The 25018-nt window shown below is 58.2% G+C and carries 24 protein-coding genes; 19 read left to right on the top strand and 5 right to left on the bottom strand.

Going from position 1 to position 25018, the window contains the following annotated elements; all coding sequences use genetic code 11:
- Positions 1-361 precede the first annotated feature (361 nt).
- The 3 genes from ACKZ62_RS24185 to ACKZ62_RS24175 all read left to right on the top strand — a co-directional run bounded on the left by ACKZ62_RS24185 (position 362) and on the right by ACKZ62_RS24175 (position 3999).
- The gene (locus ACKZ62_RS24185) at positions 362-1624 is read left to right on the top strand and encodes an ATP-binding protein (RefSeq protein WP_032886234.1); all 1263 of its coding nucleotides are present in this window, start codon (positions 362-364) and stop codon (positions 1622-1624) included.
- On the top strand, positions 1617-2177 hold the full coding sequence (locus ACKZ62_RS24180; RefSeq protein WP_003171731.1) for a response regulator transcription factor: 561 nt from the start codon (positions 1617-1619) through the stop codon (positions 2175-2177). Before ACKZ62_RS24185 ends, ACKZ62_RS24180 begins: the two co-directional genes overlap by 8 nt.
- Positions 2178-2274: 97 nt before the next feature.
- Positions 2275-3999 (top strand): ABC transporter ATP-binding protein/permease, encoded by a 1725-nt coding sequence (locus ACKZ62_RS24175; RefSeq protein ID WP_447095919.1) that lies wholly within the window; start codon positions 2275-2277, stop codon positions 3997-3999.
- 165 nt (positions 4000-4164) lie between these two features.
- Here the strand turns inward: ACKZ62_RS24175 and ACKZ62_RS24170 are convergent, their stop codons facing one another.
- Positions 4165-4602, bottom strand: a complete 438-nt coding sequence (locus tag ACKZ62_RS24170) for a Z-ring associated ZapG family protein (protein WP_032886236.1) — start codon at positions 4600-4602, stop codon at positions 4165-4167.
- 147 nt (positions 4603-4749) lie between these two features.
- Here ACKZ62_RS24170 and ACKZ62_RS24165 point away from each other — a divergent pair, with 147 nt between their 5' ends.
- From ACKZ62_RS24165 to zapE, 3 genes are all read left to right on the top strand, one after another.
- Complete coding sequence (locus tag ACKZ62_RS24165) at positions 4750-5379, top strand: alpha/beta hydrolase (protein ID WP_095183828.1); 630 nt, start codon at positions 4750-4752, stop codon at positions 5377-5379.
- Positions 5380-5403: 24 nt separating this feature from the next.
- Positions 5404-6759: a tryptophan--tRNA ligase gene (locus ACKZ62_RS24160; RefSeq protein ID WP_447095918.1), complete on the top strand. Its 1356-nt coding sequence runs from the start codon at positions 5404-5406 to the stop codon at positions 6757-6759.
- A 79-nt stretch (positions 6760-6838) separates the two neighbouring features.
- The gene (gene zapE, locus ACKZ62_RS24155; RefSeq protein ID WP_032886239.1) at positions 6839-7933 is read left to right on the top strand and encodes a cell division protein ZapE; all 1095 of its coding nucleotides are present in this window, start codon (positions 6839-6841) and stop codon (positions 7931-7933) included.
- A 112-nt stretch (positions 7934-8045) separates the two neighbouring features.
- On the opposite strand, the gene ACKZ62_RS24150 is transcribed toward zapE, so the two are convergent.
- Entirely contained in the window at positions 8046-8966 is a 921-nt protein-coding gene (locus tag ACKZ62_RS24150) for a GlxA family transcriptional regulator (RefSeq protein ID WP_177326430.1), read from the bottom strand.
- A gap of 220 nt (positions 8967-9186) precedes the next feature.
- Here ACKZ62_RS24150 and ACKZ62_RS24145 point away from each other — a divergent pair, with 220 nt between their 5' ends.
- On the top strand, positions 9187-10323 hold the full coding sequence (locus ACKZ62_RS24145; RefSeq protein WP_099601127.1) for an acyl-CoA dehydrogenase family protein: 1137 nt from the start codon (positions 9187-9189) through the stop codon (positions 10321-10323).
- Between the two features lie 105 nt (positions 10324-10428).
- On the opposite strand, the gene ACKZ62_RS24140 is transcribed toward ACKZ62_RS24145, so the two are convergent.
- Positions 10429-11469, bottom strand: a complete 1041-nt coding sequence (locus tag ACKZ62_RS24140; RefSeq protein WP_032886242.1) for an NADP(H)-dependent aldo-keto reductase — start codon at positions 11467-11469, stop codon at positions 10429-10431.
- Positions 11470-11717: 248 nt separating this feature from the next.
- Between ACKZ62_RS24140 and rplM the strand changes: the two genes are divergently transcribed.
- The 8 genes from rplM (at position 11718) to ACKZ62_RS24100 (ending at position 17510) form a co-directional block, all read left to right on the top strand.
- Entirely contained in the window at positions 11718-12146 is a 429-nt protein-coding gene (gene rplM / locus ACKZ62_RS24135) for a 50S ribosomal protein L13 (RefSeq protein WP_003171742.1), read from the top strand.
- A gap of 14 nt (positions 12147-12160) precedes the next feature.
- Positions 12161-12553, top strand: coding sequence for a 30S ribosomal protein S9 (gene rpsI, locus ACKZ62_RS24130; RefSeq protein WP_003216038.1), 393 nt, complete (start codon positions 12161-12163; stop codon positions 12551-12553).
- A gap of 266 nt (positions 12554-12819) precedes the next feature.
- The gene (gene petA / locus ACKZ62_RS24125) at positions 12820-13413 is read left to right on the top strand and encodes a ubiquinol-cytochrome c reductase iron-sulfur subunit (RefSeq protein ID WP_032886243.1); all 594 of its coding nucleotides are present in this window, start codon (positions 12820-12822) and stop codon (positions 13411-13413) included.
- Complete coding sequence (locus tag ACKZ62_RS24120) at positions 13413-14624, top strand: cytochrome b (RefSeq protein ID WP_032886244.1); 1212 nt, start codon at positions 13413-13415, stop codon at positions 14622-14624. Before petA ends, ACKZ62_RS24120 begins: the two co-directional genes overlap by 1 nt.
- Positions 14624-15403: a cytochrome c1 gene (locus ACKZ62_RS24115; RefSeq protein ID WP_095183832.1), complete on the top strand. Its 780-nt coding sequence runs from the start codon at positions 14624-14626 to the stop codon at positions 15401-15403. Before ACKZ62_RS24120 ends, ACKZ62_RS24115 begins: the two co-directional genes overlap by 1 nt.
- Positions 15404-15551: 148 nt before the next feature.
- The gene (locus ACKZ62_RS24110) at positions 15552-16169 is read left to right on the top strand and encodes a glutathione S-transferase N-terminal domain-containing protein (RefSeq protein WP_032886246.1); all 618 of its coding nucleotides are present in this window, start codon (positions 15552-15554) and stop codon (positions 16167-16169) included.
- Positions 16170-16186: 17 nt separating this feature from the next.
- On the top strand, positions 16187-16606 hold the full coding sequence (locus ACKZ62_RS24105) for a ClpXP protease specificity-enhancing factor (protein WP_032886247.1): 420 nt from the start codon (positions 16187-16189) through the stop codon (positions 16604-16606).
- A gap of 157 nt (positions 16607-16763) precedes the next feature.
- Positions 16764-17510 (top strand): FadR/GntR family transcriptional regulator, encoded by a 747-nt coding sequence (locus tag ACKZ62_RS24100; RefSeq protein WP_032886248.1) that lies wholly within the window; start codon positions 16764-16766, stop codon positions 17508-17510.
- An 80-nt stretch (positions 17511-17590) separates the two neighbouring features.
- On the opposite strand, the gene ACKZ62_RS24095 is transcribed toward ACKZ62_RS24100, so the two are convergent.
- Both ACKZ62_RS24095 and ACKZ62_RS24090 read right to left on the bottom strand, forming a co-directional pair.
- A complete protein-coding gene (locus ACKZ62_RS24095; RefSeq protein ID WP_447095917.1) occupies positions 17591-17833 on the bottom strand; it encodes a hypothetical protein in 243 nt (80 codons plus the stop codon).
- A gap of 276 nt (positions 17834-18109) precedes the next feature.
- Positions 18110-19264, bottom strand: a complete 1155-nt coding sequence (locus tag ACKZ62_RS24090; RefSeq protein ID WP_095183833.1) for a phospholipase — start codon at positions 19262-19264, stop codon at positions 18110-18112.
- Between the two features lie 234 nt (positions 19265-19498).
- On the opposite strand from ACKZ62_RS24090, the gene kdgD reads away from it, so the two are divergent.
- From kdgD to garD, 4 genes are all read left to right on the top strand, one after another.
- The gene (gene kdgD / locus ACKZ62_RS24085; RefSeq protein ID WP_032886251.1) at positions 19499-20410 is read left to right on the top strand and encodes a 5-dehydro-4-deoxyglucarate dehydratase; all 912 of its coding nucleotides are present in this window, start codon (positions 19499-19501) and stop codon (positions 20408-20410) included.
- A 54-nt stretch (positions 20411-20464) separates the two neighbouring features.
- Positions 20465-21910, top strand: coding sequence for an aldehyde dehydrogenase family protein (locus tag ACKZ62_RS24080; protein ID WP_032886252.1), 1446 nt, complete (start codon positions 20465-20467; stop codon positions 21908-21910).
- 98 nt (positions 21911-22008) lie between these two features.
- Positions 22009-23373, top strand: a complete 1365-nt coding sequence (locus ACKZ62_RS24075) for an MFS transporter (RefSeq protein WP_032886253.1) — start codon at positions 22009-22011, stop codon at positions 23371-23373.
- 11 nt (positions 23374-23384) lie between these two features.
- Positions 23385-24938, top strand: coding sequence for a galactarate dehydratase (gene garD / locus ACKZ62_RS24070; RefSeq protein ID WP_447095916.1), 1554 nt, complete (start codon positions 23385-23387; stop codon positions 24936-24938).
- Positions 24939-25018: the final 80 nt, after the last annotated feature.

The following is a 25018-nucleotide window of genomic DNA, read 5'->3' as shown; positions in this document are numbered from 1 at the left end:
GTAGACGGCGACGTGGGGTTCTTCGGGTTTACACAATACAAACAAATTGTAGAAGGGCCGTTTGCCAGGCTCAGCGACTGCGCCCTGTCGGGTGGAAGCGGTGGGCTTGTAGCTGAAGTTCCATTTCAGAGCTTCCGTAACCAGCCCTCGGTCCTGTTGTGATCAATTACAGTCATGGGCACCGCCTGAGTGACGCGTGGGAAATGCGCCTTGGGTGGTCCGTCGTTCACAGCGGTTCCTGAATGAATGCCGCAGAATATGTGTGCGAAGGTGCTGTGGCGGTTTGCCGCACGCACCCTGCCATCGTCGTGTCTTGGTTATACTCGATGCGATCTACCCGCTGCACTCACCGGGAGAGCTCATGCTCGCCGCCGTAAAACTGACTTCCGCCACCCGCCAGAATCTCTGGCGCCTGACGTTCATTCGTACCCTGGTACTGGCCGCACAGGCCGGTTCGGTCGGGCTTGCCTATTGGTTCGACCTGCTGCCGCTGCCTTGGCTACAACTGGGCGTGACCCTTGGTTTCTCTATCGTGCTGTGCGTGTTCACTGCCATCCGCTTGCGCACTACATGGCCGGTGACCGAACTTGAATACGCGCTGCAACTGGCCTGCGATCTGTTTATCCACAGTGTGTTGCTGTATTTCTCCGGTGGCTCCACCAACCCGTTTGTGTCTTATTACCTGGTGCCGTTGACCATCGCCGCCGTGACGTTGCCGTGGCGCTACTCGGTGGTGCTGTCGGGTATCGCCCTGACCCTCTACACCTTGCTGCTGGCACAGTTCTACCCGCTGCAAACGTTCCCAATTGCCCGGGAAAACCTGCAGATCTATGGGATGTGGCTGAGTTTTGCCCTGTCTGCCGCCGTCATTACCTTCTTCGCCGCGCGCATGGCCGAAGAACTGCGCCGCCAGGAAGAACTGCGCGCCATTCGCCGTGAAGAAGGCCTGCGCGACCAGCAACTGCTGGCCGTTGCCACCCAGGCCGCCGGAGCCGCCCACGAGTTGGGTACGCCGCTGGCCACCATGAGCGTGCTGCTTAACGAAATGGTTCAGGACCACCCCGATCCTGCGCTGCAAGAAGACCTCGGCGTATTGCGAGAGCAGGTCAAGCAGTGCAAGCAGACTTTGCAGCAATTGGTGCGCGCCGCCGAAGCCAATCGCCGCCTGGCGGTGGAGATGCAGGACGTGACACAGTGGCTCGACGAAGCGCTCAACCGCTGGCACCTGATGCGTCCCGAAGCCAGTTATCGTTTCAGTCTGCTGGGGCAGGGCACCGTACCGCGCATGGCGCCGCCGCCGGACCTGACTCAGGCGCTGCTCAATCTGCTGAACAATGCCGCCGACGCCTGCCCGGAAGGCCTTGGCGTACAGTTGGATTGGGACGCAGAAAACGTGACCATCAGCATTCGTGACCACGGCGCCGGTGTGCCGCTGGCCATTGCCGAGCAGATCGGCAAACCTTTCTTTACCACCAAGGGCAAAGGCTTCGGCTTGGGCCTGTTTTTGAGCAAGGCCAGCGTGACCCGCGCGGGTGGCTCAGTGAAGCTCTATAGTCATGAGGAAGGCGGTACGCTCACCGAGCTGCGCCTGCCCCGTGTTGCACGAGGAGATATCGATGAGTGACGAGATCCAAGTCGAAGGCGAAGAACTGCCGCACCTGCTGCTGGTAGATGACGACGCTACCTTTACCCGCGTGATGGCGCGCGCCATGAGCCGTCGCGGCTTTCGTGTGAGCACCGCAGGTTCGGCTGAAGAAGGCCTGACCATCGCACAGGCCGATTTGCCGGACTACGCCGCGCTCGACCTGAAGATGGACGGCGACTCCGGTCTGGTGCTGCTGCCCAAGCTGCTGGAACTCGACCCGGAAATGCGCGTGGTGATTCTCACCGGTTACTCCAGCATCGCCACCGCCGTCGAGGCCATCAAGCGCGGCGCCTGCAATTACCTGTGCAAACCGGCAGACGCCGACGATGTTCTGGCCGCCTTACTCTCCGAGCATGCCGACCTCGATACCCTGGTGCCGGAAAACCCGATGTCGGTGGACCGCCTGCAGTGGGAGCACATTCAGCGTGTCCTGACCGAGCACGAAGGCAACATCTCCGCTACCGCCCGCGCCCTAGGCATGCACCGCCGCACCCTGCAACGCAAGCTGCAGAAACGTCCGGTACGACGCTGAACCTAGGCTGAACAACCCGCTTCAGGCCGCACGGAGCCCTGAACCGATCAACTATGATCGGTTCAAACGCCTGCCTTCTTTCCTACGAGCCTGAACGATGAATCAGAACGCTGAGTACTCTGCGGTCAACGACGCTGTGCGTGGGCAATTTTTTCGGCGAACCTGGGCGATGATCACGCCCTATTGGCACAGTGAAGAGAAGGGCAAGGCCTGGTTGTTGCTGGCAGCGGTGATCGCCCTGTCGCTGTTCAGCGTGGCGATTTCCGTGTGGCTCAACCACTGGTACAAGGACTTCTACAACGCCCTTGAGAACAAAGACACCGCCGCTTTCTGGCAGCAGATCGGCTATTTCTGCGGCATCGCAGCGGTGGCCATTCTCGCCGCGGTGTACCGTCTTTACCTGACGCAGATGCTGACCATTCGCTGGCGGGCGTGGCTCACTGAAAAGCATTTTGCGCGTTGGCTAAGCCAAAAAAACTACTACCAGCTGGAGCAGGGCGGTTACACCGACAACCCGGACCAGCGTATTTCGGAAGACCTCAATAGCTTCACCTCGAACACGTTAAGTCTTGGCCTCGGGCTGCTGCGCAATGTCGTCAGCCTCGTGTCGTTCTCCATCATCCTGTGGGGCGTGTCGGGTAGCATTGAAGTGTTCGGCATCACCATCCCCGGCTACATGTTCTGGTGTGCGTTGGTTTACGCCGGTGTCGGCAGTTGGTTGACCCATCTGATCGGTCGCCGCTTGATTGGCTTGAGCAACCAACAACAACGTTTCGAAGCTGACTTGCGTTTCTCCATGGTGCGGGTGCGCGAGAATGCCGAGAGCATTGCCCTGTACAACGGCGAGCCTAACGAGAACCAGCGCTTGAGCGCGCGTTTCGGCAAGGTCTGGCACAACTTCTGGGACATCATGAAGGTGTCCAAGCGCCTGACATTCTTCACCGCCGGCTATGAGCAGATTGCGATTGTCTTTGCATTTGTCGTGGCCGCGCCTCGCTACTTTGCCGGCAAGATCGAACTGGGTGAGCTCATGCAAATCAACTCGGCGTTCGGCAACGTGCAAAGTAACTTCAGCTGGTTTATCAGCGCTTACACCGACCTGGCCGCCTGGCGTGCTACCAGTGACCGTCTGCTGAGCTTCCAGCAAGCCATGAGTGAAAACGAGCAACGCCCGGCAGCCATAGAGGTCAGCGCGGAGGGCGAGCGTCTGGTAGTGCAGGGCTTGGGCATGAACCTGAGCGATGGTCGCCACTTGCTGACCGATGCCAACATGATTGTTGAACCAGGCCAGCGCCTGATGCTCAGCGGCCGTTCCGGCAGCGGCAAAAGCACCTTGCTGCGCTCGATGGGCCATCTGTGGCTGGAGGGTTACGGCAGCATTCGCATGCCGGCGGCGCGTTATCTGTTCCTTCCGCAGAAGCCCTACCTGCCGATTGGTACGTTGAAATCCGTGTTGAGTTATCCACAGGACGACAGCACCTACCCGGCAGAACGTTATGCACAGGTCCTGCAAACCTGCCGCCTGCCGCACCTGGTCACGCGTTTGGACGAGGCCAACCACTGGCAACGCATGCTTTCACCGGGCGAGCAACAACGGCTGGCCTTTGCCCGTGCCTTGCTGTTCGCGCCGCAATGGCTGTACATGGACGAAGCGACTTCGGCGATGGATGAAGAGGATGAGGCGACGCTGTATAAGGCGCTGATTGATGAGTTGCCGGGGCTGAGCATTGTCAGTGTCGGCCACCGCAGCAGCCTCAAGCGCTTCCATGGGCGGCATGTGCGCATCGAGGCAGGGTGGCTTCAAGAACAGCCCGTGGCCTGAAAACCAATGTGGGAGGGGGCTTGCCCCCGATAGCTGTGTGTCAGTCTGCACATGTATCAACTGATCTACCGCTATCGGGGGCAGGCCTCCTCCCACAAGAGCGAGGCCCAACAAAAAGCCCGGTTGATCATCGATCAACCGGGCTTTTTTATTGCTTGAAAATACTTACTTCTTCAAGCCGTAATGCTCATCCAACATCCCTGGGGCGTTTGGCGTTTTTGGCGCGTAGTCCCGTGGTGGCTCCTGGTTTTCCCGAGGTGGGGTCAGGCGTTCCCGCGGAGTTTGCGGTGCATCGGAATGCAGCGCAGCCAGCAGACGCTGACGAGTGATGTCGTCGAGGGCGAGGCGATTGGCGCCATCGGCGAGATGATCTTGTACTTCCTGATAGCTCTGAGTGAGCTTCTTGACCAGGTTTGCGGTGCTGTTGAAGTGGGTAACAACCTCGTTCTGATAACTGTCAAAACGTTCCTGAATGTCATCCAACTGACGCTGCGTGCGGTTAGGCGCGGCATTCGGCAGCAGGCGAGCAACCAGGAATCCAATGGCGACACCGGCAACCAGGGCAAGAGTCGGCAACAACCAAACTAAGAGCGAGTGTTCCACGAGTCCTTCCTCTATAAACGGCTTTGCTTTACGTTAACGGCTCAAACCTGCGCTGTATACCGCGATTAAGCTCGCAATGATGCCATGCACAGACTTTTAGCTAGACGAGTCGACCCTTTGAGAGGTCACGGAGTTCATTCCTTGCTCATGCGTGAAACCCCCGTTTTGATCGATGGCCCGGTAGGCCAATTGGAAGCCCTGTACCTGGATCACCCCGAGCCACGTGGCCTGGCGCTGATCTGCCACCCTAATCCGGTGCAGGGCGGGACCATGCTCAATAAAGTCGTTTCGACCCTGCAACGTACCGCCCGCGACGCCGGTTTGATTACGCTGCGTTTTAATTACCGTGGCGTCGGTGCGAGTGCCGGTACCCACGACATGGCCACTGGCGAAGTCGACGATGCTGAAGCGGCCGCTACCTGGCTGCGGGAAAAACATCCCGGACTGCCGATGACCTTACTTGGTTTTTCCTTCGGTGGTTATGTGGCAGCCAGCCTCGGTGGTCGCCTGGAAGCCAAGGGCGAAAAACTCGCACACCTGTTTATGGTCGCTGCCGCTGTGATGCGCCTGCGCGACACGGATGTACTGCCCCAAGGCTGCCCGTTGACCCTGATCCAGCCGGAAACCGACGAAGTGGTCGAGCCGCAACTCGTCTACGACTGGTCCGCGGCTCTGAATCGCCCCCATGAGCTGCTGAAAGTGGCAGAATGCGGACACTTTTTTCATGGCAAGCTGACCGATCTCAAGGATCTGGTACTGCCGCGCCTCTCGAATTGATAGCAGTCTGATAAGCGATTACCCATGACGACTCGTACCCGTATCCTCACCGGCATCACCACCACTGGCACGCCGCACCTGGGCAACTACGCCGGTGCGATCCGCCCGGCGATCCTGGCCAGCCAGGACGCCAACGCCGATTCCTTCTACTTCCTGGCCGACTACCACGCCCTGATCAAATGCGATGACCCGCAGCGCATCCAGCGCTCGCGTATGGAAATCGCTGCGACCTGGCTGGCCGGTGGCCTGGATGTGGATCGAGTGACCTTCTACCGGCAGTCCGACATTCCAGAGATCCCCGAGCTCACCTGGCTGCTGACCTGCGTCGCCGCCAAGGGCCTGCTCAACCGCGCCCACGCCTACAAGGCCTCGGTGGACAAGAACGTGGAAACCGGCGAAGACCCGGACGCGGGCATCACCATGGGCTTGTACAGCTATCCGGTGCTGATGGCGGCCGACATCCTGATGTTCAACGCGCACAAAGTGCCGGTCGGCCGTGACCAGATCCAGCACGTGGAAATGGCCCGCGACATCGGCCAGCGGTTCAACCACCTGTTCGGTAACGGCAAAGAATTCTTCACCATGCCCGAGGCGTTGATCGAAGAAAGCGTCGCCACCTTGCCGGGCCTGGACGGCCGCAAGATGTCCAAGAGCTACGACAACACCATCCCGTTGTTCACCAGCGCCAAGGACATGAAAGACGCCATCTCGCGGATCGTCACCGATTCGCGCGCACCCGGCGAAGCCAAGGACCCGGACAACTCGCACCTGTTCACCCTCTATCAGGCGTTTGCCAGCAAGGCCCAGGAAGAAGAGTTCCGCGGCGAGTTGCTGCAAGGCCTGGGCTGGGGCGAGGCCAAGAGTCGTCTGTTCCAGCTGTTGGACGGCCAACTGGGCGAAGCCCGCGAACGCTACCATCAACTGATGTCGCGCCCGTCGGACATGGAAGACCTGCTGCTGGTCGGCGCCAAGAAGGCCCGTGCCGTGGCCGCACCTTTCCTGGCCGAGTTGCGTGAGGCGGTTGGCTTGCGTTCATTCGTCGAGCAGGCTGCTGCTCCCGTCAGCACCAAGAAGAAAGCCGCAAAAGCAGCGCGCTTTGTGAGCTTTCGCGAAGACGACGGCAGCTTCCGCTTCCGCCTGTTGGCTGCCGATGGCGAGCAACTGCTGCTGTCGCGCAACTTTGCCGACGGTAAAGCCGCTGGCGCAGTGACCAGGCAGCTGCAAAGTGGCGTGATGCTGGACGTGCGTCCTGAAGCCTTGGGCTTCAGCGTTTGGCTGGACGGCGCGGCCGTGGCCGACAGCGCTCAGTTCGCCGACAGCGCGACCCGCGATGCCGCCATCCAAGCGTTGCGCATCGCGTTGACCCCAATCGAGGATTAACCCGACCAAGGGTTGATTGCCATTATCCAGGGCCGTCGTTACAGTGACGGCCCGTTTTTGTTGCCTTGCTAACGAAATTATGACGCCCCTAGAACGATATCAAGCTGATCTGAAACGCCCTGAGTTCTTCCATGACGCGGCCCAGGAAACGGCGGTGCGTCATTTGCAACGTCTGTACGACGACCTGGTTGCGGCCTCGCAAAGCAAGCCAGGGATGCTCAGCAAGCTGTTTGGCAAGAAAGACCATGCGCCGGTCAAAGGCCTGTATTTCTGGGGCGGCGTGGGCCGTGGCAAGACCTATCTGGTCGACACCTTCTTCGAAGCGCTGCCGTTCAAGGAAAAGGTCCGCACCCACTTCCACCGCTTCATGAAGCGTGTGCACGAAGAGATGAAGACCCTGCCGGGTGAGAAAAACCCGCTGACCATCATCGCCAAGCGCTTCTCCGATGAAGCGCGGGTGATCTGCTTCGATGAATTCTTCGTCTCCGATATCACCGACGCCATGATCCTTGGCACCCTGATGGAAGAGCTGTTCAAGAACGGCGTGACCCTGGTCGCCACCTCGAACATCGTGCCGGACGGCTTGTACAAAGACGGCCTGCAACGTGCGCGCTTCCTGCCAGCCATCGCGTTGATCAAGCAGAATACCGAGATCGTCAACGTGGACAGCGGTGTTGACTACCGCCTGCGCCATCTGGAGCAAGCGGAGCTGTTCCACTTCCCGCTGAATGAAGCCGCCCACGAAAGCCTGCGCAAAAGCTTTCGCGCGCTGACGCCGGAATGCACCCAGGCGGTGGAAAACGACAAGCTGATGATCGAGAACCGCGAAATCATCGCGCTGCGTACTTGCGATGACGTGGCCTGGTTCGAATTCCGCCAGTTGTGCGACGGTCCGCGTAGCCAGAACGACTACATCGAACTGGGCAAGATTTTCCACGCGGTGATCTTGAGCGGCGTGGAGCAGATGAGCGTCACCACCGACGACATCGCGCGCCGGTTTATCAACATGGTCGATGAGTTCTACGACCGTAACGTGAAGCTGATCATTTCGGCAGAAGTCGAGCTCAAGGACCTGTATACCGGCGGCCGCTTGAACTTTGAGTTCCAGCGCACACTGAGCCGCTTGCTTGAGATGCAGTCCCACGAGTTCCTGTCGCGCGGGCACAAACCCTAAGACCGACACAGTAAAAAATGCGGGAGGGGGCTTGCCCTCGATAGCGGTCTTTCAGTAACAGATGCACTGACTGATCCGCCGCTATCGGGGGCAAGCCCCCTCCCGTATTTGCTTACGCGGCCTGCTGGAACTGCTGGCGATATTGGTTTGGCGACAACTCCGTGTGTTGCCTGAACAACCGCGCAAAGAAACTCGCATCGTCGTAACCCACCTCATAACTGATGGTCTTGATGCTCTTGCGACTGCCCGAGAGTAGGCCCTTGGCCGTCTCGATACGCAGTCGTTGCAGGTAATGCAGCGGCTTATCGCCGGTGGCGGTCTGGAAGCGCCGCATGAAGTTGCGGATGCTCATGCCGTGCTCCCGGGCGACGTCTTCGAAGCGGAATTTGTCGGCAAAATGCTCTTCGAGCCAATGCTGGATCTGCAGGATGATCACATCCTGGTGCAGCTTCTGCCCACCAAAGCCGATACGCCCCGGCGAGTAGCTGCGCTGCACTTCGTAGAGAATGTCACGGGCCACGGCCTGGGCGATGTTGGCGCCGCAGAAGCGTTCGATCAGGTAGATATACAGGTCGCACGCCGAGGTAGTGCCACCGGCGCAATACAGGTTGTCGGCGTCGGTGAGGTGCTTGTCCTGGTTGAGTTGGACCTTGGGAAAGCGCTCGCTGAATGCATTGAAGAAGCGCCAGTAGGTGGTCGCCTCCTTGCCATCGAGCAGTCCAGCTTCGGCCAGCCAGAACACCCCGGTGGCTTCGCCACAGAGCACGGCGCCGCGAGCGTGTTGGTCACGCAGCCACGGCAGCACTTGGGGGTAGCGGGTGCACAGGGCGTCGAAGTCATCCCAGAAGGCCGGTAATACGATGATGTCGGCGTCTTCGAGGCCGCCGTCCACGGGCATGATCACATCGCTGAAGCTGCGCACCGATTGCCCATCCGGGCTCACCAGGCGTGTTTCAAACGCCGGCGTCAGGCCCAGGCCTTGCTGTTTGCCATAACGCAGGCTTGCGAGGTGGAAGAAATCCTTGGCTTGCATGAGGGTCGAAGCGAATACCCGATCAATGGCCAAAATGCTGACGCGCCTCAGGGGCGTGGAGATTTGGTTAGACATAATTTCATTTATTCTTATAGGGGAAAGTGGTCACCAGACGGCTGGATCGTCTTATTTTTTGTCGCATGTGTCCAGTGTCCTGTCATGCTTTCGCGGCATAGGCTCTGTGGGCTTGTTTTTGTCCGACAATCCACGCAGGTGACCCATGATTCCCAGAACTTTGTTCAGCCCGGAGCACGAACTCTTTCGCGAGAGCGTGCGCACCTTCCTCGAAAAAGACGCCGCGCCGTTCCATGGGCAATGGGAAAAACAGGGGTATATCGACCGCACTCTATGGAGCAAGGCAGGGGAGGCGGGGATGCTGTGCTCCCATCTTCCAGAGGCGTATGGCGGGTTGGGTGCGGACTTTCTCTACAGTGCGGTGGTGATTGAGGAGATCAGTCGGCTGGGCCTGACCGGTATTGGTTTCTCTCTGCATTCGGACATCGTCGCGCCTTATATCCTGCATTACGGCAGTGAGGCGCTGAAGCACAAATACCTGCCCAAATTGATCTCCGGCGAGATGGTCACCGCCATCGCGATGACCGAGCCGGGTGCCGGTTCCGACCTGCAAGGGGTCAAGACCACCGCCGTGCTGGATGGCGACGAGTATGTGATCAACGGCTCCAAGACCTTTATCACCAACGGCTATCTGGCCGAGCTGGTAATCGTCGTGGCCAAGACCGATCCCAAGGCCGGCGCGAAGGGTACCAGCCTGTTTCTGGTGGAGGCTGACACGCACGGCTTCGCCAAGGGCAAGCGGCTGGAGAAGGTCGGCATGAAGGCCCAGGACACCTCGGAGCTTTTCTTCCAGGACGTGCGGGTGCCCAAGGAAAACTTGTTGGGCCAGGCGGGCATGGGCTTCGCCTACTTGATGCAGGAACTGCCCCAGGAGCGATTGACCGTGGCCATCGGCGCGATCACCTCAGCCGAAGCGGCGTTGCAATGGACGCTGGAGTACACCCGTGAACGCAAAGCTTTCGGCAAAGCGATTGCCGATTTCCAGAACACGCGGTTCAAGTTAGCGGAGATGGCGACTGAGATTCAGATCGGCAGAGTGTTTGTCGATAAATGCATGGCGCTGCACCTGGAGGGCAAGCTGGATGTGCCTACAGCTGCGATGGCTAAGTACTGGGCCACTGACCTGCAATGCAAGGTGCTCGACGAATGCGTGCAGTTGCACGGCGGTTACGGCTTCATGTGGGAGTACCCGATTGCACGAGCCTGGGCGGATGCTCGGGTGCAGCGGATTTATGCGGGAACCAATGAGATCATGAAGGAGATCATTGCGCGGGCGCTTTGATTTTTTGCTGGTCTTGGAGCGTCATCGGGGGCGAGCCCCCTCCCACACGTGGAGTTCATGCCAATGTGGGAGGGGGCTTGCCCCCGATAGCGGTCTACAGATCAATCAAGGCGCAGGATTCGGATGATCCTTCTGAATCGCCTCAATCCCTTCCAGCACTTCCTTCGACAGCGTCAGATCAGCACTGGCGATGTTGCTGTCCAGTTGCTCCAGCGACGTTGCGCCAATAATGTTGCTGGTCACGAACGGTTGCTGGGTCACGAACGCCAACGCCATCTGCGCCGGGTCCAGGCCATGCTCCCGAGCCAGTGCAACATATCGGCTGCAAGCCGCTTCCGACTGCGGGTTGAAGTAACGGCTGAAACGGCTGTATTCCGTCAGACGCGCTTTCGCCGGGCGTGCACCACCTTCGTATTTCCCGCTGAGCATGCCGAATGCCAGGGGCGAGTAGGCCAGCAGGCCGCACTGTTCACGAATGGCGACTTCCGCCAGGCCCACTTCAAAGCTGCGGTTGAGCAGGTTGTAGGGATTCTGGATCGACACTGCACGGGGCCAGCCACGGGCTTCGGCCAAAGCGAGGAATTTCATGGTGCCCCATGGGGTTTCATTGGACAGGCCGATGTGGCGAATCTTGCCGGCTTTTACCTGTTCGTCCAGCGCTTCGAGGGTTTCTTCCAGTGGGGTGAGGTCGTCTTCGTCCTTGTGCTTGTAGCTCAGTTGGCCGAAGAAATTGGTGCTGCGCTCCGGCCAGTGCAATTGATAGAGGTCGATCCAGTCTGTTTGCAGGCGCTTGAGGCTGGCGTCCAAGGCGTCGACGATGTGCTTGCGGTTGTGGCGCAGGTGGCCATCGCGGATGTAGTCGATGGTGTTGCCGGGGCCGGCGATCTTGCTGGCGAGGATCCAGTCGGCACGGTCGCCACGGCTTTTGAAGTAATTACCGATATAACGCTCGGTGGTGGCATAGGTGTCGGCCTTGGGCGGCACCGGATACATTTCGGCCGTGTCGAGGAAGTTGATCCCCGCGGCCTTGGCTCGCTCGATCTGCGCGAAGGCCTCTGCCTCGCTGTTTTGCTCGCCCCAGGTCATGGTGCCCAAGGCTATCGCGCTCACGTTCAGATCCGTACGGCCCAGCTGTCGATAATCCATCGGGTACTCCTTCGGGGAAAACAATCATAAAAGCAGGTTGAATTTTTTTTCGCAATCTGCATAATTGCCCACCTCTTTCTGCAGTGGAAGTGATGCGCCGCCTGCCGAAGAATCTTGCCGTTGAACGGACGCGCCGACCCGAGCCCCCGATAGCGTCTGTATCCGGCTGCCTTTGACTTGTCAAAGTACGCACTATTCAGTAAGATCCGCCGTCTAATTTACAGGGCGGCCCCTGAGGCTATTAAAGAATGACAACTTTTACTGCAAAACCGGAAACAGTTCAGCGCGACTGGTTTGTCGTCGACGCCGCTGGTCAGACCCTGGGTCGTCTGGCCACTGAAGTCGCCAGCCGTCTGCGTGGCAAGCACAAGCCTGAGTACACCCCTCACGTTGATACCGGTGACTACATCGTGATCATCAACGCTGAGCAGGTACGTGTTACCGGCAACAAAGCGCAAGACAAAATGTACTACCGTCACTCCGGTTTCCCAGGCGGTATCAAGTCTTCGAACTTCGAAGGCCTGATCTCCAAGAAGCCTGAAGCCCCGATCGAAATCGCGGTCAAAGGTATGCTGCCTAAGGGCCCACTGGGTCGCGATATGTTTCGCAAGCTGAAAGTCTATGCGGGCGCTGTACACCCTCATGCTGCTCAGCAGCCCCAAGAACTGAAGTTTTAACGGAATAGTTCATTATGTCGGCGACTCAAAATTACGGCACTGGCCGTCGCAAAACCGCAACCGCACGCGTTTTCCTGCGTCCGGGCACTGGCAACATCTCGATCAACAACCGCACTCTGGAAAATTTCTTCGGTCGCGAAACTGCCCGCATGGTAGTTCGTCAGCCGCTGGAACTGACCGAGACTGTTGAGAAGTTCGACATCTATGTCACCGTTATCGGTGGCGGTGTAAGTGGTCAAGCTGGCGCAATTCGCCACGGTATCACTCGCGCTCTGATGCAGTACGACGAAACCCTGCGTGGCGCTCTGCGCAAAGCTGGCTTCGTTACTCGCGATGCTCGTGAAGTTGAACGTAAGAAAGTCGGTCTGCGTAAAGCGCGTAAGCGTCCGCAGTACTCGAAGCGTTAATTCGCTTTACGTTCCACAAAAACGCCCAGCCTCCTCACGGAGCTGGGCGTTTTTTATTGCCTGCGATTTATCTAGATTTTTCGCCGTGACAACTTGCCACATCCGTAGACCCCCTATACTACAAGGCCTGGAGGCAGAGCCTCGGGCAATTCCCTTGTCATACGTGGGGCTTTTCATTACCATCCGACAAAATTTTTATAAGTAAAGATTCAATACTTAGTAGACGCCTGATTTAACAGGCCAAAAAGCTGATGGGAGAGGACTGAATGAGCAATGACGGCGTGAATGCAGGCCGGCGTCGCTTCTTAGTAGCAGCCACATCCGTGGTGGGTGCTGCAGGAGCGGTGGGGGCTGCGGTCCCGTTCGTGGGGTCATGGTTTCCCAGTGCCAAGGCGAAAGCCGCAGGTGCACCGGTGAAGGTGAATGTCAGCAAGATCGAGCCAGGCCAGCAGATGATTGCTGAGTGGCGCGGCCAGCCAGTCTTCATCGTTCGTCGTACTGAGGAAATCCTGGGGAATCTGAAAAAGATCGAAGGCCAGTTGTCTGACCCAAAATCTGAGAATTCCGACCAACCCGCCTACGCCAAAAACGAAGTGCGCTCGATCAAACCAGAGATTCTGCTACTGGTTGGTCTATGTACCCATCTGGGGTGCTCGCCCACCTTCCGCCCGGAAGTAGCGCCGGCAGATCTGGGGAAGGACTGGGTCGGCGGCTATTTCTGCCCGTGCCACGGTTCTCACTACGACCTCGCCGGTCGTGTCTACAAGTCGCAGCCTGCTCCTTTGAACCTGCCCGTGCCTCCGCATACCTACGAAACTGACGACCTTATTGTCATTGGCCTCGATAAGGAGAACGCGTGATGAGCAAGTTCATGGATTGGGTAGATGCGCGCTTCCCCGCCACTAAGATGTGGGAAGACCATCTCAGCAAGTACTACGCGCCAAAAAACTTCAACTTCTTCTACTTCTTCGGCTCCCTGGCCCTTCTGGTGCTGGTCAACCAAATCGTGACCGGTGTTTGGCTGACGATGAGTTACACCCCGTCAGCGGAGGAGGCATTTGCTTCCGTTGAAGGCATCATGCGTGACGTCAATCATGGCGCGATCCTTCGATTGCTACATGCCGTGGGCGCGTCGATGTTCTTCATCGTCGTGTACCTGCATATGTTCCGCGGCCTGCTCTACGGTTCGTACCAGAAACCCCGCGAGTTAGTGTGGGTCTTCGGCATGCTGATCTACCTGGCGCTGATGGCCGAAGCCTTCATGGGTTACCTGTTACCTTGGGGGCAGATGTCGTACTGGGGCGCCCAGGTGATCATCTCGCTGTTCGGCGCGATCCCGGTTATCGGCAACGATCTGACCCAGTGGATTCGTGGTGACTACCTGATCTCCGGTATCACCCTGAACCGCTTCTTTGCCTTGCACGTGGTGGCCTTGCCTATCGTGATCCTAGGCTTGGTGGTTCTGCACATCTTGGCGTTGCACGAAGTTGGCTCTAACAACCCGGACGGCGTGGACATCAAGAAGCACAAGGACGAGAACGGCATCCCGCTGGATGGAATCCCATTCCACCCGTACTACACCGTGAAAGACATCGTCGGCGTGGTCGTGTTCTTGTTCGTGTTCTGCTCGATCGTGTTCTTTTTCCCGGAGATGGGCGGTTATTTCCTGGAGAAGCCGAACTTCGAACAGGCCAACGCTTTCAAGACACCTGAGCACATTGCCCCGGTTTGGTATTTCACGCCGTTCTACGCAATCTTGCGGGCCATCCCCGACAAGCTCATGGGCGTGATCGCCATGGGTGCAGCCATTGCCGTGCTGTTCGTGTTGCCTTGGCTCGATCGAAGTCCGGTCAAATCCATGCGCTACAAAGGCTGGCTGAGCAAGATCTGGTTGTGGGTGTTCTGCATTTCGTTCGTGATCCTGGGTGTCTTGGGCGTATTGGCGCCAACTCCTGAACGTACGTTGCTGTCGCAGGTCTGCACCTTCCTGTACTTCGCCTACTTCATTCTGATGCCGTTCTATACCCGGCTTGAGAAGACCAAACCGGTTCCGGAAAGGGTGACTGGCTGATGAAAAAATTATTCGTTGCATTGATGCTTGCGGCGCTGCCGCTACTGTCCTTCGCTGCCGAGCACGGTGGTCCGGAGCTGGAAAAAGTCGATATCGACGTGTCTGACAAGGCTGCCATGCAAGACGGCGCGCGTACGTTCGCCAACTATTGCATGGGCTGTCACAGTGCCAAGTTCCAGCGGTACGAGCGGGTTGCCGATGATTTGGGCATTCCCCACGAACTGATGTTGGATAAGCTGGTGTTCACCGGTGCCAAGATTGGCGACCACATGAATATCGGTATGCAACCGGCGGACGCCAAGGCCTGGTTCGGCGCCGCACCGCCTGATCTGACCCTGGTAGCCCGTGTGCGCGGCACCGACTGGCTGTACGGCTACCTGAAGTCGTTCTACGAAGATCCGGCCCGGCCTTATCGCGTGAACAACCGAGTATTCCCGAACGTCGGCATGCCTAACGTTCTGGTCGGCCTTCAGGGCAAGCAAGTGGTAGGATGCAAGCAGATCCAGGTCGTTGAAGACGGTAAGAAGCAATATGATCCGTTGACCGGTACGCCTTTGACTCATGAAGCGTGCGATCAACTGAAGATCGAAACCCCCGGTTCGCTGACTGACGAGCAGTTCGACGAGAAGGTCAAGAACCTCGTGACCTTCCTGGCCTACTCGGCCAACCCGGTCAAACTGCAGCACCAGCGCATCGGTACATACGTCTTGCTGTACCTGGCTTTCTTCTTCGTATTCGCCTATCTGCTCAAACGCGAATACTGGAAGGATGTGCATTGATCCAACCGTAAGCAATTGCTGTTAATCTTGCGCGCCCAGCGGCATCTCTGAATACGTAGCGAACGGGTTAACCCGCCGTTACAGAGATGCTCTCTGGGCGCGCTCGTTTTTGAGCTTCCGATAATTTCAACAAGCGAGGAGGACCGCCATGGGCGTGACCAATCGGTTGGCCTGTTACTCCGACCCCGCCGACCACTATTCCCACCGAGTACGTATCGTGCTCGCAGAGAAGGGTGTCAGCGCCGAGATCATCAGTGTGGAGGCGGGCCGTCATCCGCCAAAACTGATCGAAGTGAACCCTTACGGCAGCTTGCCCACCCTGGTCGATCGTGACCTGGCGTTGTGGGAGTCGACCGTGGTGATGGAATACCTGGATGAGCGTTACCCTCATCCGCCTTTGCTGCCGGTATATCCGGTGGCGCGCGCCAACAGTCGCCTGCTGATCCATCGGATCCAGCGCGACTGGTGTGGGCTGGTGGATGTGATTCTGGATTCGCGCAGCAAAGAGGCGGCCCGTGTCGTGGCGCGTAAGGAATTGCGCGAGAGCCTGACCGGCGTTTCGCCGTTGTTCGCCGATAAACCTTTTTTCCTCAGCGAGGAACAAAGTTTGGTGGATTGCTGCCTATTACCGATACTCTGGCGTTTGCCGATTCTCGGTATTGAACTGCCGCGGCCGGCCAAGCCGCTGCTTGATTACATGGAGCGCCAGTTTGCGCGTGAGGCTTTCCAGGCAAGTCTGTCTGGTGTCGAACGCGATATGCGCTAAGGCTTAAGGAGCCGTTGATGAACTCCAGTCGACCTTACCTGGTCCGCGCGCTCTACGAGTGGATTGTGGATAACGATTGCACCCCGCACATGCTGGTCAATTCCGAATTTCCTGCGGTTCAGGTACCGCAGGGTTTTGCCAGTGACGGGCAGATTGTGCTCAATGTATCGCCGAGTGCCGTGCGCCACCTGCACATGGACAATGAGGCGGTCAGTTTCGAAGGGCGTTTTGGCGGTGTACCGCACACGCTCTACGTGCCGATTGGCGCCATTCTTGGGATTTATGCTCGGGAAAATGGTCAGGGCATGGTGTTTGATCTGGAGTCACCCTTCGAGGACGACGAATCGATCGAAAGCGAAGAAGGTGATGATCTGCCACCACCAGATGCCGAGCCACCGCGTCCTAGCGGTCGGCCTAGCCTGAAAGTGGTGAAGTAATCGGCGATTGCCTTCGGGTGTGCCTGAAAAATGCCTCGATTTGTGTCGGGGCATTTTTTTGCGTGAAGGATATAAGTGAAAGTCGCGACTGAACGGTGATCGTACAACCGCCATGGGCTATGATGCCTCTTTACTCAACCGAGATAGATGATTCCACATGGAAAACGCCAGCACCGCCCCTCGTCTTCCCCGCAAGCGCCGCAGCCTTGCCCAGGAATTGGTCACGGTGCTGTCTGAGCAGATCCGTGACGGCGAACTCAAACGGGGCGACAAGCTGCCCACGGAGTCCGCGATCATGGAAGCCCATGGCGTCAGTCGCACCGTAGTGCGCGAAGCCATCTCACGTTTGCAGGCGGCGGGGCAGGTGGAAACCCGTCATGGTATCGGCACTTTCGTGCTGGACACGCCGAGCCCCAGCGGTTTCCGGATTGATCCCGCCACGGTCGTGACCCTGCGCGATGTGTTGGCGATTCTGGAGTTGCGTATCAGCCTGGAAGTGGAGTCTGCCGGCCTGGCGGCCCTGCGTCGTAGCGAAGAGCAGTTGGCTGCGATGCGTGCAGCACTCGATGCGTTGAATGAAAGCGCCGCGCACGCCGGCGATGCCGTCGCCTCAGACTTCGCATTTCACCTGGAAATCGCACTCTCCACCGGCAACCGTTACTTCACCGACATCATGACGCACCTGGGCACCAGCATCATTCCACGTACCCGCCTGAATTCGGCGCGCCTGGCCCATGATGATCAACAGCATTACATGGGGCGCCTGAGCCGTGAGCACGAAGAGATTTACGAGGCGATTGCCCGCCAGGACTCAGATGCGGCGCGGGCGGCGATGCGTTTGCACCTGACTAACAGCCGTGAACGGCTGCGCCATGCCCATGAAGAGGCTGAAAGGGCAGGCTGATCAAGCCGCCGCTGGTTGGTATCACTGGGCGGCTTGGTGATCAGGGTGTCTAGCGTGACGATGTGCCATTCAGCGTTTTTCTATGACTGTTGCCTTGATTGGATATAGGCAGCCAATTCGTCCAGTGTTGGTTTCTCGGCCACGTCGTCAGGCAGTTGTAAATAAAGCTCCGTCATTGACGAGTTGATCACCCGAAGCCTTTCTTTCTTGTCAGCGATCAGCTCAGCCAAAGGCCTATCGGGATCAAAGTCTTGATCTTTTTCATCCCGACTGGCTTCGAAACCGGATGCCAGTAGGCCGAAAATTTCATCAGTGGTTTTCATGAAGCACCTCTCTTCTCAGTGTGAGTTCTAGAAGCAGAATCAAGCACGGACTGGAACCTGCGCCACGTTACGACCTCTTGATGTTCGTGGTGTCAGTTCCGTTGTCGGCATATTCGGAATGGGGCATGGCGACGTCCTGATGCGGCGACTTCAGGTATCAGGAGAGCTACAGCGAATCGCCTCAGGAGCTAATGCCTTAGCCCCTGAGGTTTGTTATCCCTCGTGTATGAACTGTGCATAACTGTTAGAAATCACAGTATCGACAAACGGTACTGTCTAGGTCTGAGGACTCGGCTTGTAGTCCTTAAGCAACAAATACGTACTCCACCCCCACCAATCATTGGTCCAATGCTTGTCGTTCAGGTCATTCACGTCCTTGCGGCGCAGCACTTTGTCACCCTCCATCTTGAACAATGGCGAAAAGTTATTTGCCGGGTTCTGTGCTGCGTTCAAATCCGGCACATACAGTGGAGCCTTGAAGTTGGCCGGGGAGGGCGCGATACCACTGATGAAGGTCTCAAAGATCTCGTCTGCGGATGCCTGAACGGCGCGTTTGACCTGTGCTCGATTGTTTGCGTCAACGGTATCGAAATAGCGCTTATCTCCATAGGCGTGCCACTCATCACCCATGGCATTGCGCACCTTCAGCCCGAATTTGCTGTCTTCATCGTGCATGAAGCGACTGATCAGCGAGCCCAACTCTCCCGGCGTGACCACCGCCGCGAGTTGCTTGCGTGGCACCCGCAAGTGGCCGGCGGAAAACAGATCGGTCAAGAAGTGATCAGCAAAACTGTTCATGGCATACGCCAGTTCCAGTGCCTGATCGGTACCGGTTTGATGCGCTATCACGGCCTGTTGCAACGCTGCCGTATGCCCCGCCAGGTAGGCCGATAGCGCCCATTCGCCGAAGTGATCGGCGTTGTCCGCCGCCAGTTTCAGGTAACGGCCCAGCGGAACCAGCGCCGATACCGTACTGCCGCCCCCGGTGATTCGGTTCCATTCCTCGGACAACGTATCACCCAGCGCGTCATAGGCTTCATGGGGTTGTTTGCCATCTTTGATGGCTTGATTGACCGCGCTGATTTCCTTTTGCATCACCGCGAGAATCTTTCCTGCTTCATCCCGTGAGGCCGGCAACACTGCCAGCGAGTTAAAGGCGGCGGTGAAGCGTTGCACGCGCTCGGCAGGGGAGGCGCCATCGCTGATCGGCTTGCCAGGAATGCCATAGAAGTCACCGCCCAGGGCAATCACTTGGCCGTAAGTCAGTGCCAGCCCATTGGGTAGGTGCAGTTCGACTTGCCGGGCGGGAATCGCCGGGGCGTTCGTATTGAAGCGCAACAGTGTGTCGTCGCCGATGGCGGTGTGTTCGCCACCTTCGAATCGCAGGATCGGTTGAGTTTTTTCGGGTGCTACGAGATCAAGACCTGACATGTTAGCTCCTTGCTATGTCGTAGGAATCTTCCTTAATTACTGTATGTATATACAGTATTGACGAGCATAGAGGATAAATTTCCTACGTCAAGAACGCTTGTATCAACACCGTTTAAACCGAAGGCCGATGAATTGCAGTTGACGAATCTTTTTATAGTTGTACGATGACGTACGACATCACCAAAACCAACAACAATCTTTCGACAGAAAGTCTTTACCCAGGGTGTTCGAATAATGAATCCACAAGAGCTGAAGTCCATCCTCTCCCACGGTCTGCTGTCTTTCCCGGTGACCGATTTCAACGCCCAGGGTGACTTCCACCAAGCGGGCTATATCAAGCGTCTTGAATGGCTGGCCCCTTACGGCGCCACCGCATTGTTCGCCGCAGGCGGCACGGGTGAGTTTTTCTCCCTGGCGGCCAGCGAATATTCCCAAGTGGTAAAGACCGCTGTTGATACTTGCGCCACCAGCGTGCCGATCCTCGCCGGTGTTGGCGGTTCGACACGCCAAGCCATCGAATATGCCCAAGAGGCTGAACGCCTGGGCGCTAAAGGTCTGTTGTTGCTGCCGCACTACCTCACCGAAGCCAGTCAGGACGGCGTTGCAGCCCACGTTGAAGCGGTGTGCAAATCGGTGAAAATCGGTGTGGTGGTCTACAACCGTAACGTGTGCCGCCTGACCGCTCCGTTGCTGGAGCGTTTGGCCGAGCGCTGCCCGAACCTGATCGGCTACAAGGATGGCCTGGGCGATATCGAGTTGATGGTGTCGATCCGCCGCCGTTTGGGCGATCGTTTCAGCTACCTCGGCGGCCTGCCGACTGCAGAGGTTTACGCCGCTGCCTACAAGGCTCTGGGCGTGCCGGTGTACTCCTCGGCGGTGTTCAACTTCATCCCGAAAACCGCGATGGACTTCTATCACGCTATTGCCAAGGATGATCACGCCACCGTCGCCAAGATCATCGACGACTTCTTCCTGCCTTACCTGGACATCCGTAACCGCAAGTCCGGCTATGCCGTGAGTATCGTCAAGGCAGGCGCAAAAATCGCTGGCTATGACGCAGGCCCAGTGCGTACGCCGCTGACCGACTTGCTGCCGGAAGAATACGAAGCCCTGGCCGCGCTGATCGACAAGCAAGGTCCGCAATAACCCATTCACAAGGCCGCTGAGTAATCAGCGGCCTTTTGCGTCAGGAGAAGATTCGTGTCCCAAGTCCAACGTTACGAAAACTACATCAACGGCCAATGGGTAACCGGCGCCGACTACTGCACCAACCTCAATCCCTCGGAGTTGTCTGATGTCATTGGCGAATACGCCAAGGCTGACGTCACTCAAGTCAACGCTGCCATCGACGCCGCCCGCGCAGCATTTCCGGCGTGGTCCACGTCCGGTATCCAGGCGCGTCATGATGCGTTGGATAAAGTTGGCAGCGAAATCCTCGCGCGCCGTGAAGAGCTCGGCACCCTGCTGGCCCGGGAAGAGGGCAAGACCTTGCCTGAAGCCATCGGCGAAGTGACCCGCGCCGGTAACATTTTCAAGTTCTTCGCCGGTGAGTGCCTGCGTTTGTCCGGCGACTACGTGCCGTCGGTACGCCCGGGTGTCAACGTTGAAGTCACCCGTGAAGCGCTCGGTGTGGTCGGCCTGATCACGCCGTGGAACTTCCCGATCGCCATTCCTGCATGGAAGATCGCCCCGGCGCTTGCTTACGGCAACTGCGTAGTCATCAAGCCGGCCGAACTGGTACCGGGCTGCGCCTGGGCCCTCGCAGAAATTATCTCCCGCGCCGGTTTCCCTGCCGGTGTGTTCAATCTGGTGATGGGCAGCGGCCGCGTGGTAGGCGACGTGCTGGTCAACAGCCCGAAAGTCGACGGCATCAGCTTCACCGGCTCCGTCGGTGTGGGCCGTCAGATCGCCGTCAGCTGCGTTTCGCGCCAGGCCAAAGTGCAGTTGGAAATGGGCGGCAAGAATCCGCAGATCATTCTCGACGACGCCGACCTCAAGCAAGCTGTCGAGCTGTCGGTACAGAGCGCGTTCTACTCCACTGGCCAGCGTTGCACCGCGTCCAGCCGTTTGATCGTCACCGCTGGTATTCACGACCAGTTCGTCGCGGCCATGGCCGAGCGCATGAAGTCGATCAAGGTTGGCCACGCGTTGAAAAGCGGTACCGACATCGGTCCGGTGGTTTCCCAGGCTCAGTTGGATCAGGACTTGAAATACATCGACATTGGCCAAAGCGAAGGCGCGCGGCTGGTCAGCGGTGGCGGCCTGGTGACGTGTGACACCGAAGGTTACTACTTGGCGCCGACGCTGTTTGCCGACAGCGAAGCCGCCATGCGCATCAGCCGTGAAGAAATTTTCGGTCCAGTGGCAAACGTTGTGCGCGTTGCGGACTACGAGGCTGCACTGGCCATGGCCAACGACACCGAATTCGGTTTGTCGGCGGGCATTGCGACCACATCGTTGAAATACGCCAACCACTTCAAGCGCCACTCCCAGGCTGGGATGGTGATGGTCAACCTGCCCACGGCAGGCGTGGATTACCACGTTCCGTTCGGTGGCCGTAAAGGCTCGTCCTATGGCTCGCGGGAGCAAGGTCGCTATGCACAAGAGTTCTACACAGTGGTGAAAACCAGCTACATCGGCTCGTAAGACGCTGCACCCAGTGGGGGCCGGACGCCTGCCGGCTCCCACGCTAAAAACACAAAACTATTACCCGCAAAAAAAATAATTAGTGGGAGTACTTCTACATGCAAGCGACCAAGCCGACTCACGTCCGCTATTTGATCCTGCTCATGCTGTTCCTGGTGACCACGATCAACTACGCCGACCGGGCCACCATCGCCATCGCAGGCTCCAGCCTGCAGAAAGACCTCGGCATCGACGCGGTCACCCTCGGTTATATCTTCTCTGCATTCGGTTGGGCCTACGTGGCCGGGCAAATTCCCGGTGGCTGGCTGCTGGACCGATTCGGCTCGAAAAAAGTCTACGCCCTGAGCATCTTCACCTGGTCACTGTTCACCGTGCTGCAAGGCTATGTCGGTGAGTTCGGTGTATCCACCGCGGTTGTTGCGCTGTTCATGCTGCGCTTTATGGTGGGCCTGGCCGAAGCGCCTTCCTTCCCGGGTAACGCTCGGATTGTGGCGGCCTGGTTCCCCACCGCCGAGCGCGGTACGGCCTCGGCGATCTTCAACTCGGCGCAGTACTTCGCCACGGTGTTGTTCGCGCCGCTGATGGGCTGGATCGTCTACCGCTTTGGCTGGCAGCACGTGTTTATCGTGATGGGCGTGATCGGCATCGTGTTCTCGCTGATCTGGCTGAAAGTGATCCACAGCCCGCGCCAGCACCCGATGATCAACGAAGCTGAGCTCAACCACATCGCTGCCAATGGCGCGATGGTCGATATGGATCAGGACAAAGGCAAGGGTAAGAAAACCGACGGGCCGAAGTGGGATTACATCCGCCAGTTGCTGACCAACCGCATGATGTTAGGCGTGTACCTGGGCCAGTACTGTATCAATGGCATCACTTACTTCTTCCTGACCTGGTTCCCGGTGTACCTGGTGCAGGACCGTGGCATGACCATCCTCAAGGCCGGTTTCATCGCCTCGTTACCGGCGATCTGCGGGTTTATCGGTGGCGTGTTGGGTGGGGTCATTTCCGACTACCTGCTGCGCAAAGGCCATTCCCTGACCTTCGCCCGCAAGGCACCGATCATCGCTGGCCTGTTGGTGTCCAGCAGCATCATCGCGTGTAACTACGTCGACGTTGAATGGATGGTGGTGGGCTTCATGGCGTTGGCCTTCTTTGGCAAAGGCGTTGGCGCACTGGGTTGGGCGGTGGTGTCCGACACCTCGCCGAAACAAATCGCCGGTCTCAGTGGTGGCTTGTTCAACACCTTCGGTAACCTGGCTTCTATCACCACGCCTATCGTGATCGGCTACATCATCAGCACCACCGGTTCCTTTAAATGGGCCCTGGTGTTCGTCGGCGCCAACGCGCTGGTGGCGGTGTTCAGCTATCTGGTCATCGTCGGTCCGATCAAACGTGTAGTACTCAAAGAGCCGCCAACCAAGGGGCCAGAGTTGACCAACCTAACCGAAGCGCATTCCTGAGGGGCCCCGTGATGCAGTTGATTGAACATGCCGACTCGCCGCGTTCCATTCGTTTGCATGAGCGCGACAACGTAGTGATCGTGGTCAATGACCAGGGCGTACCGGCCGGTACCGAGTTTCCGGACGGCCTGGTGACCGTGGATTTCATCCCCCAGAGCCACAAAGTGACCCTGGAAGACATCCCCGAAGGCGGTCAGATTATTCGCTACGGCCAGACCATCGGTTACGCTCTGGCGCCGATTCCGCGCGGCAGTTGGGTCCAGGAAGATCAATTGCGCATGCCGACCGCGCCACCGTTGGACAGCTTGCCGCTGTCCACCGAGGTGCCCGAAACCCAGGCACCGCTGGAGGGGTTTACCTTCGAGGGCTATCGCAACGCCGACGGTACTGTGGGCACGCGTAACATCCTTGGCATCACCACCACGGTGCAGTGTGTGACCGGGGTGCTGGACCATGCGGTAAAGCGCATCAAGGACGAATTGCTGCCCAAGTACCCACACGTCGATGACGTAGTGGCGCTGACCCACAGCTACGGCTGCGGGGTGGCGATCACTGCGACAGATGCGTACATCCCGATCCGTACCGTACGCAACCTGGCGCGCAACCCGAACTTGGGCGGCGAAGCCCTGGTGATCAGCCTGGGGTGCGAGAAATTGCAGGCCGGGCAGGTGATGCACGACAACGACAGCTCGGTCGACCTGAGCGAGCCGTGGCTGTATCGGTTGCAGGATTCCAGCCACGGCTTTACCGAGATGATCGAGCAGATCATGGACTTGGCCGAAGTCCGCCTGAAGAAACTCGACCAGCGCCGCCGGGAAACCGTGCCGGCATCCGAACTGATCCTGGGTATGCAGTGCGGCGGCAGTGATGCGTTTTCCGGCATCACCGCCAACCCCGCGCTGGGTTACGCCTCTGACTTGTTGTTGCGGGCTGGGGCGACGGTTATGTTTTCCGAAGTGACCGAAGTCCGCGATGCCATCTACCTGCTGACTTCTCGTGCGCAAACAAAGGAAGTTGCCGAGGAGTTGGTCAGGGAAATGGACTGGTACGACCGTTACCTGGCCAAAGGCGAAGCAGATCGCAGCGCCAATACCACGCCGGGCAACAAGAAGGGTGGGTTGTCGAATATTGTCGAGAAGTCCTTGGGTTCCATCGTCAAGTCCGGCAGCAGCGCTATCAACGGCGTGCTGGGTCCGGGTGAGCGCTTCAAGAGCAAGGGCCTGATTTTTTGTGCGACGCCGGCCAGCGACTTTGTCTGCGGTACGCTGCAATTGGCGGCGGGGATGAACCTGCATGTGTTTACCACCGGGCGTGGCACGCCGTACGGGCTGGCAATGGCGCCGGTGGTGAAGGTGTCGACCCGTACGGAGCTGGCGCAGCGCTGGCCGGACCTCATCGATATCGACGCCGGGCGCATCGCTACCGGGCGTGCGAGCATCGAGGAGCTGGGTTGGGAGTTGTTCCACTTCTATCTGGATGTGGCCAGCGGTAAGAAAAGGACCTGGGCGGAGCATCATAAGCTGCATAACGACATCACGTTGTTTAACCCGGCGCCGATTACCTGAGACCGAGTCGCCTGCATCGGGGGCGAGGCCCCTCCCACAGTTTGACCGCATTTATCCTGTAGGAATGCGGTCGAGTGTAG

Source organism: Pseudomonas sivasensis, assembly GCF_052938085.1.
Note: the sequence above shows the minus strand (reverse complement) of the source record. Positions and strands in the feature narration are given on the sequence as shown.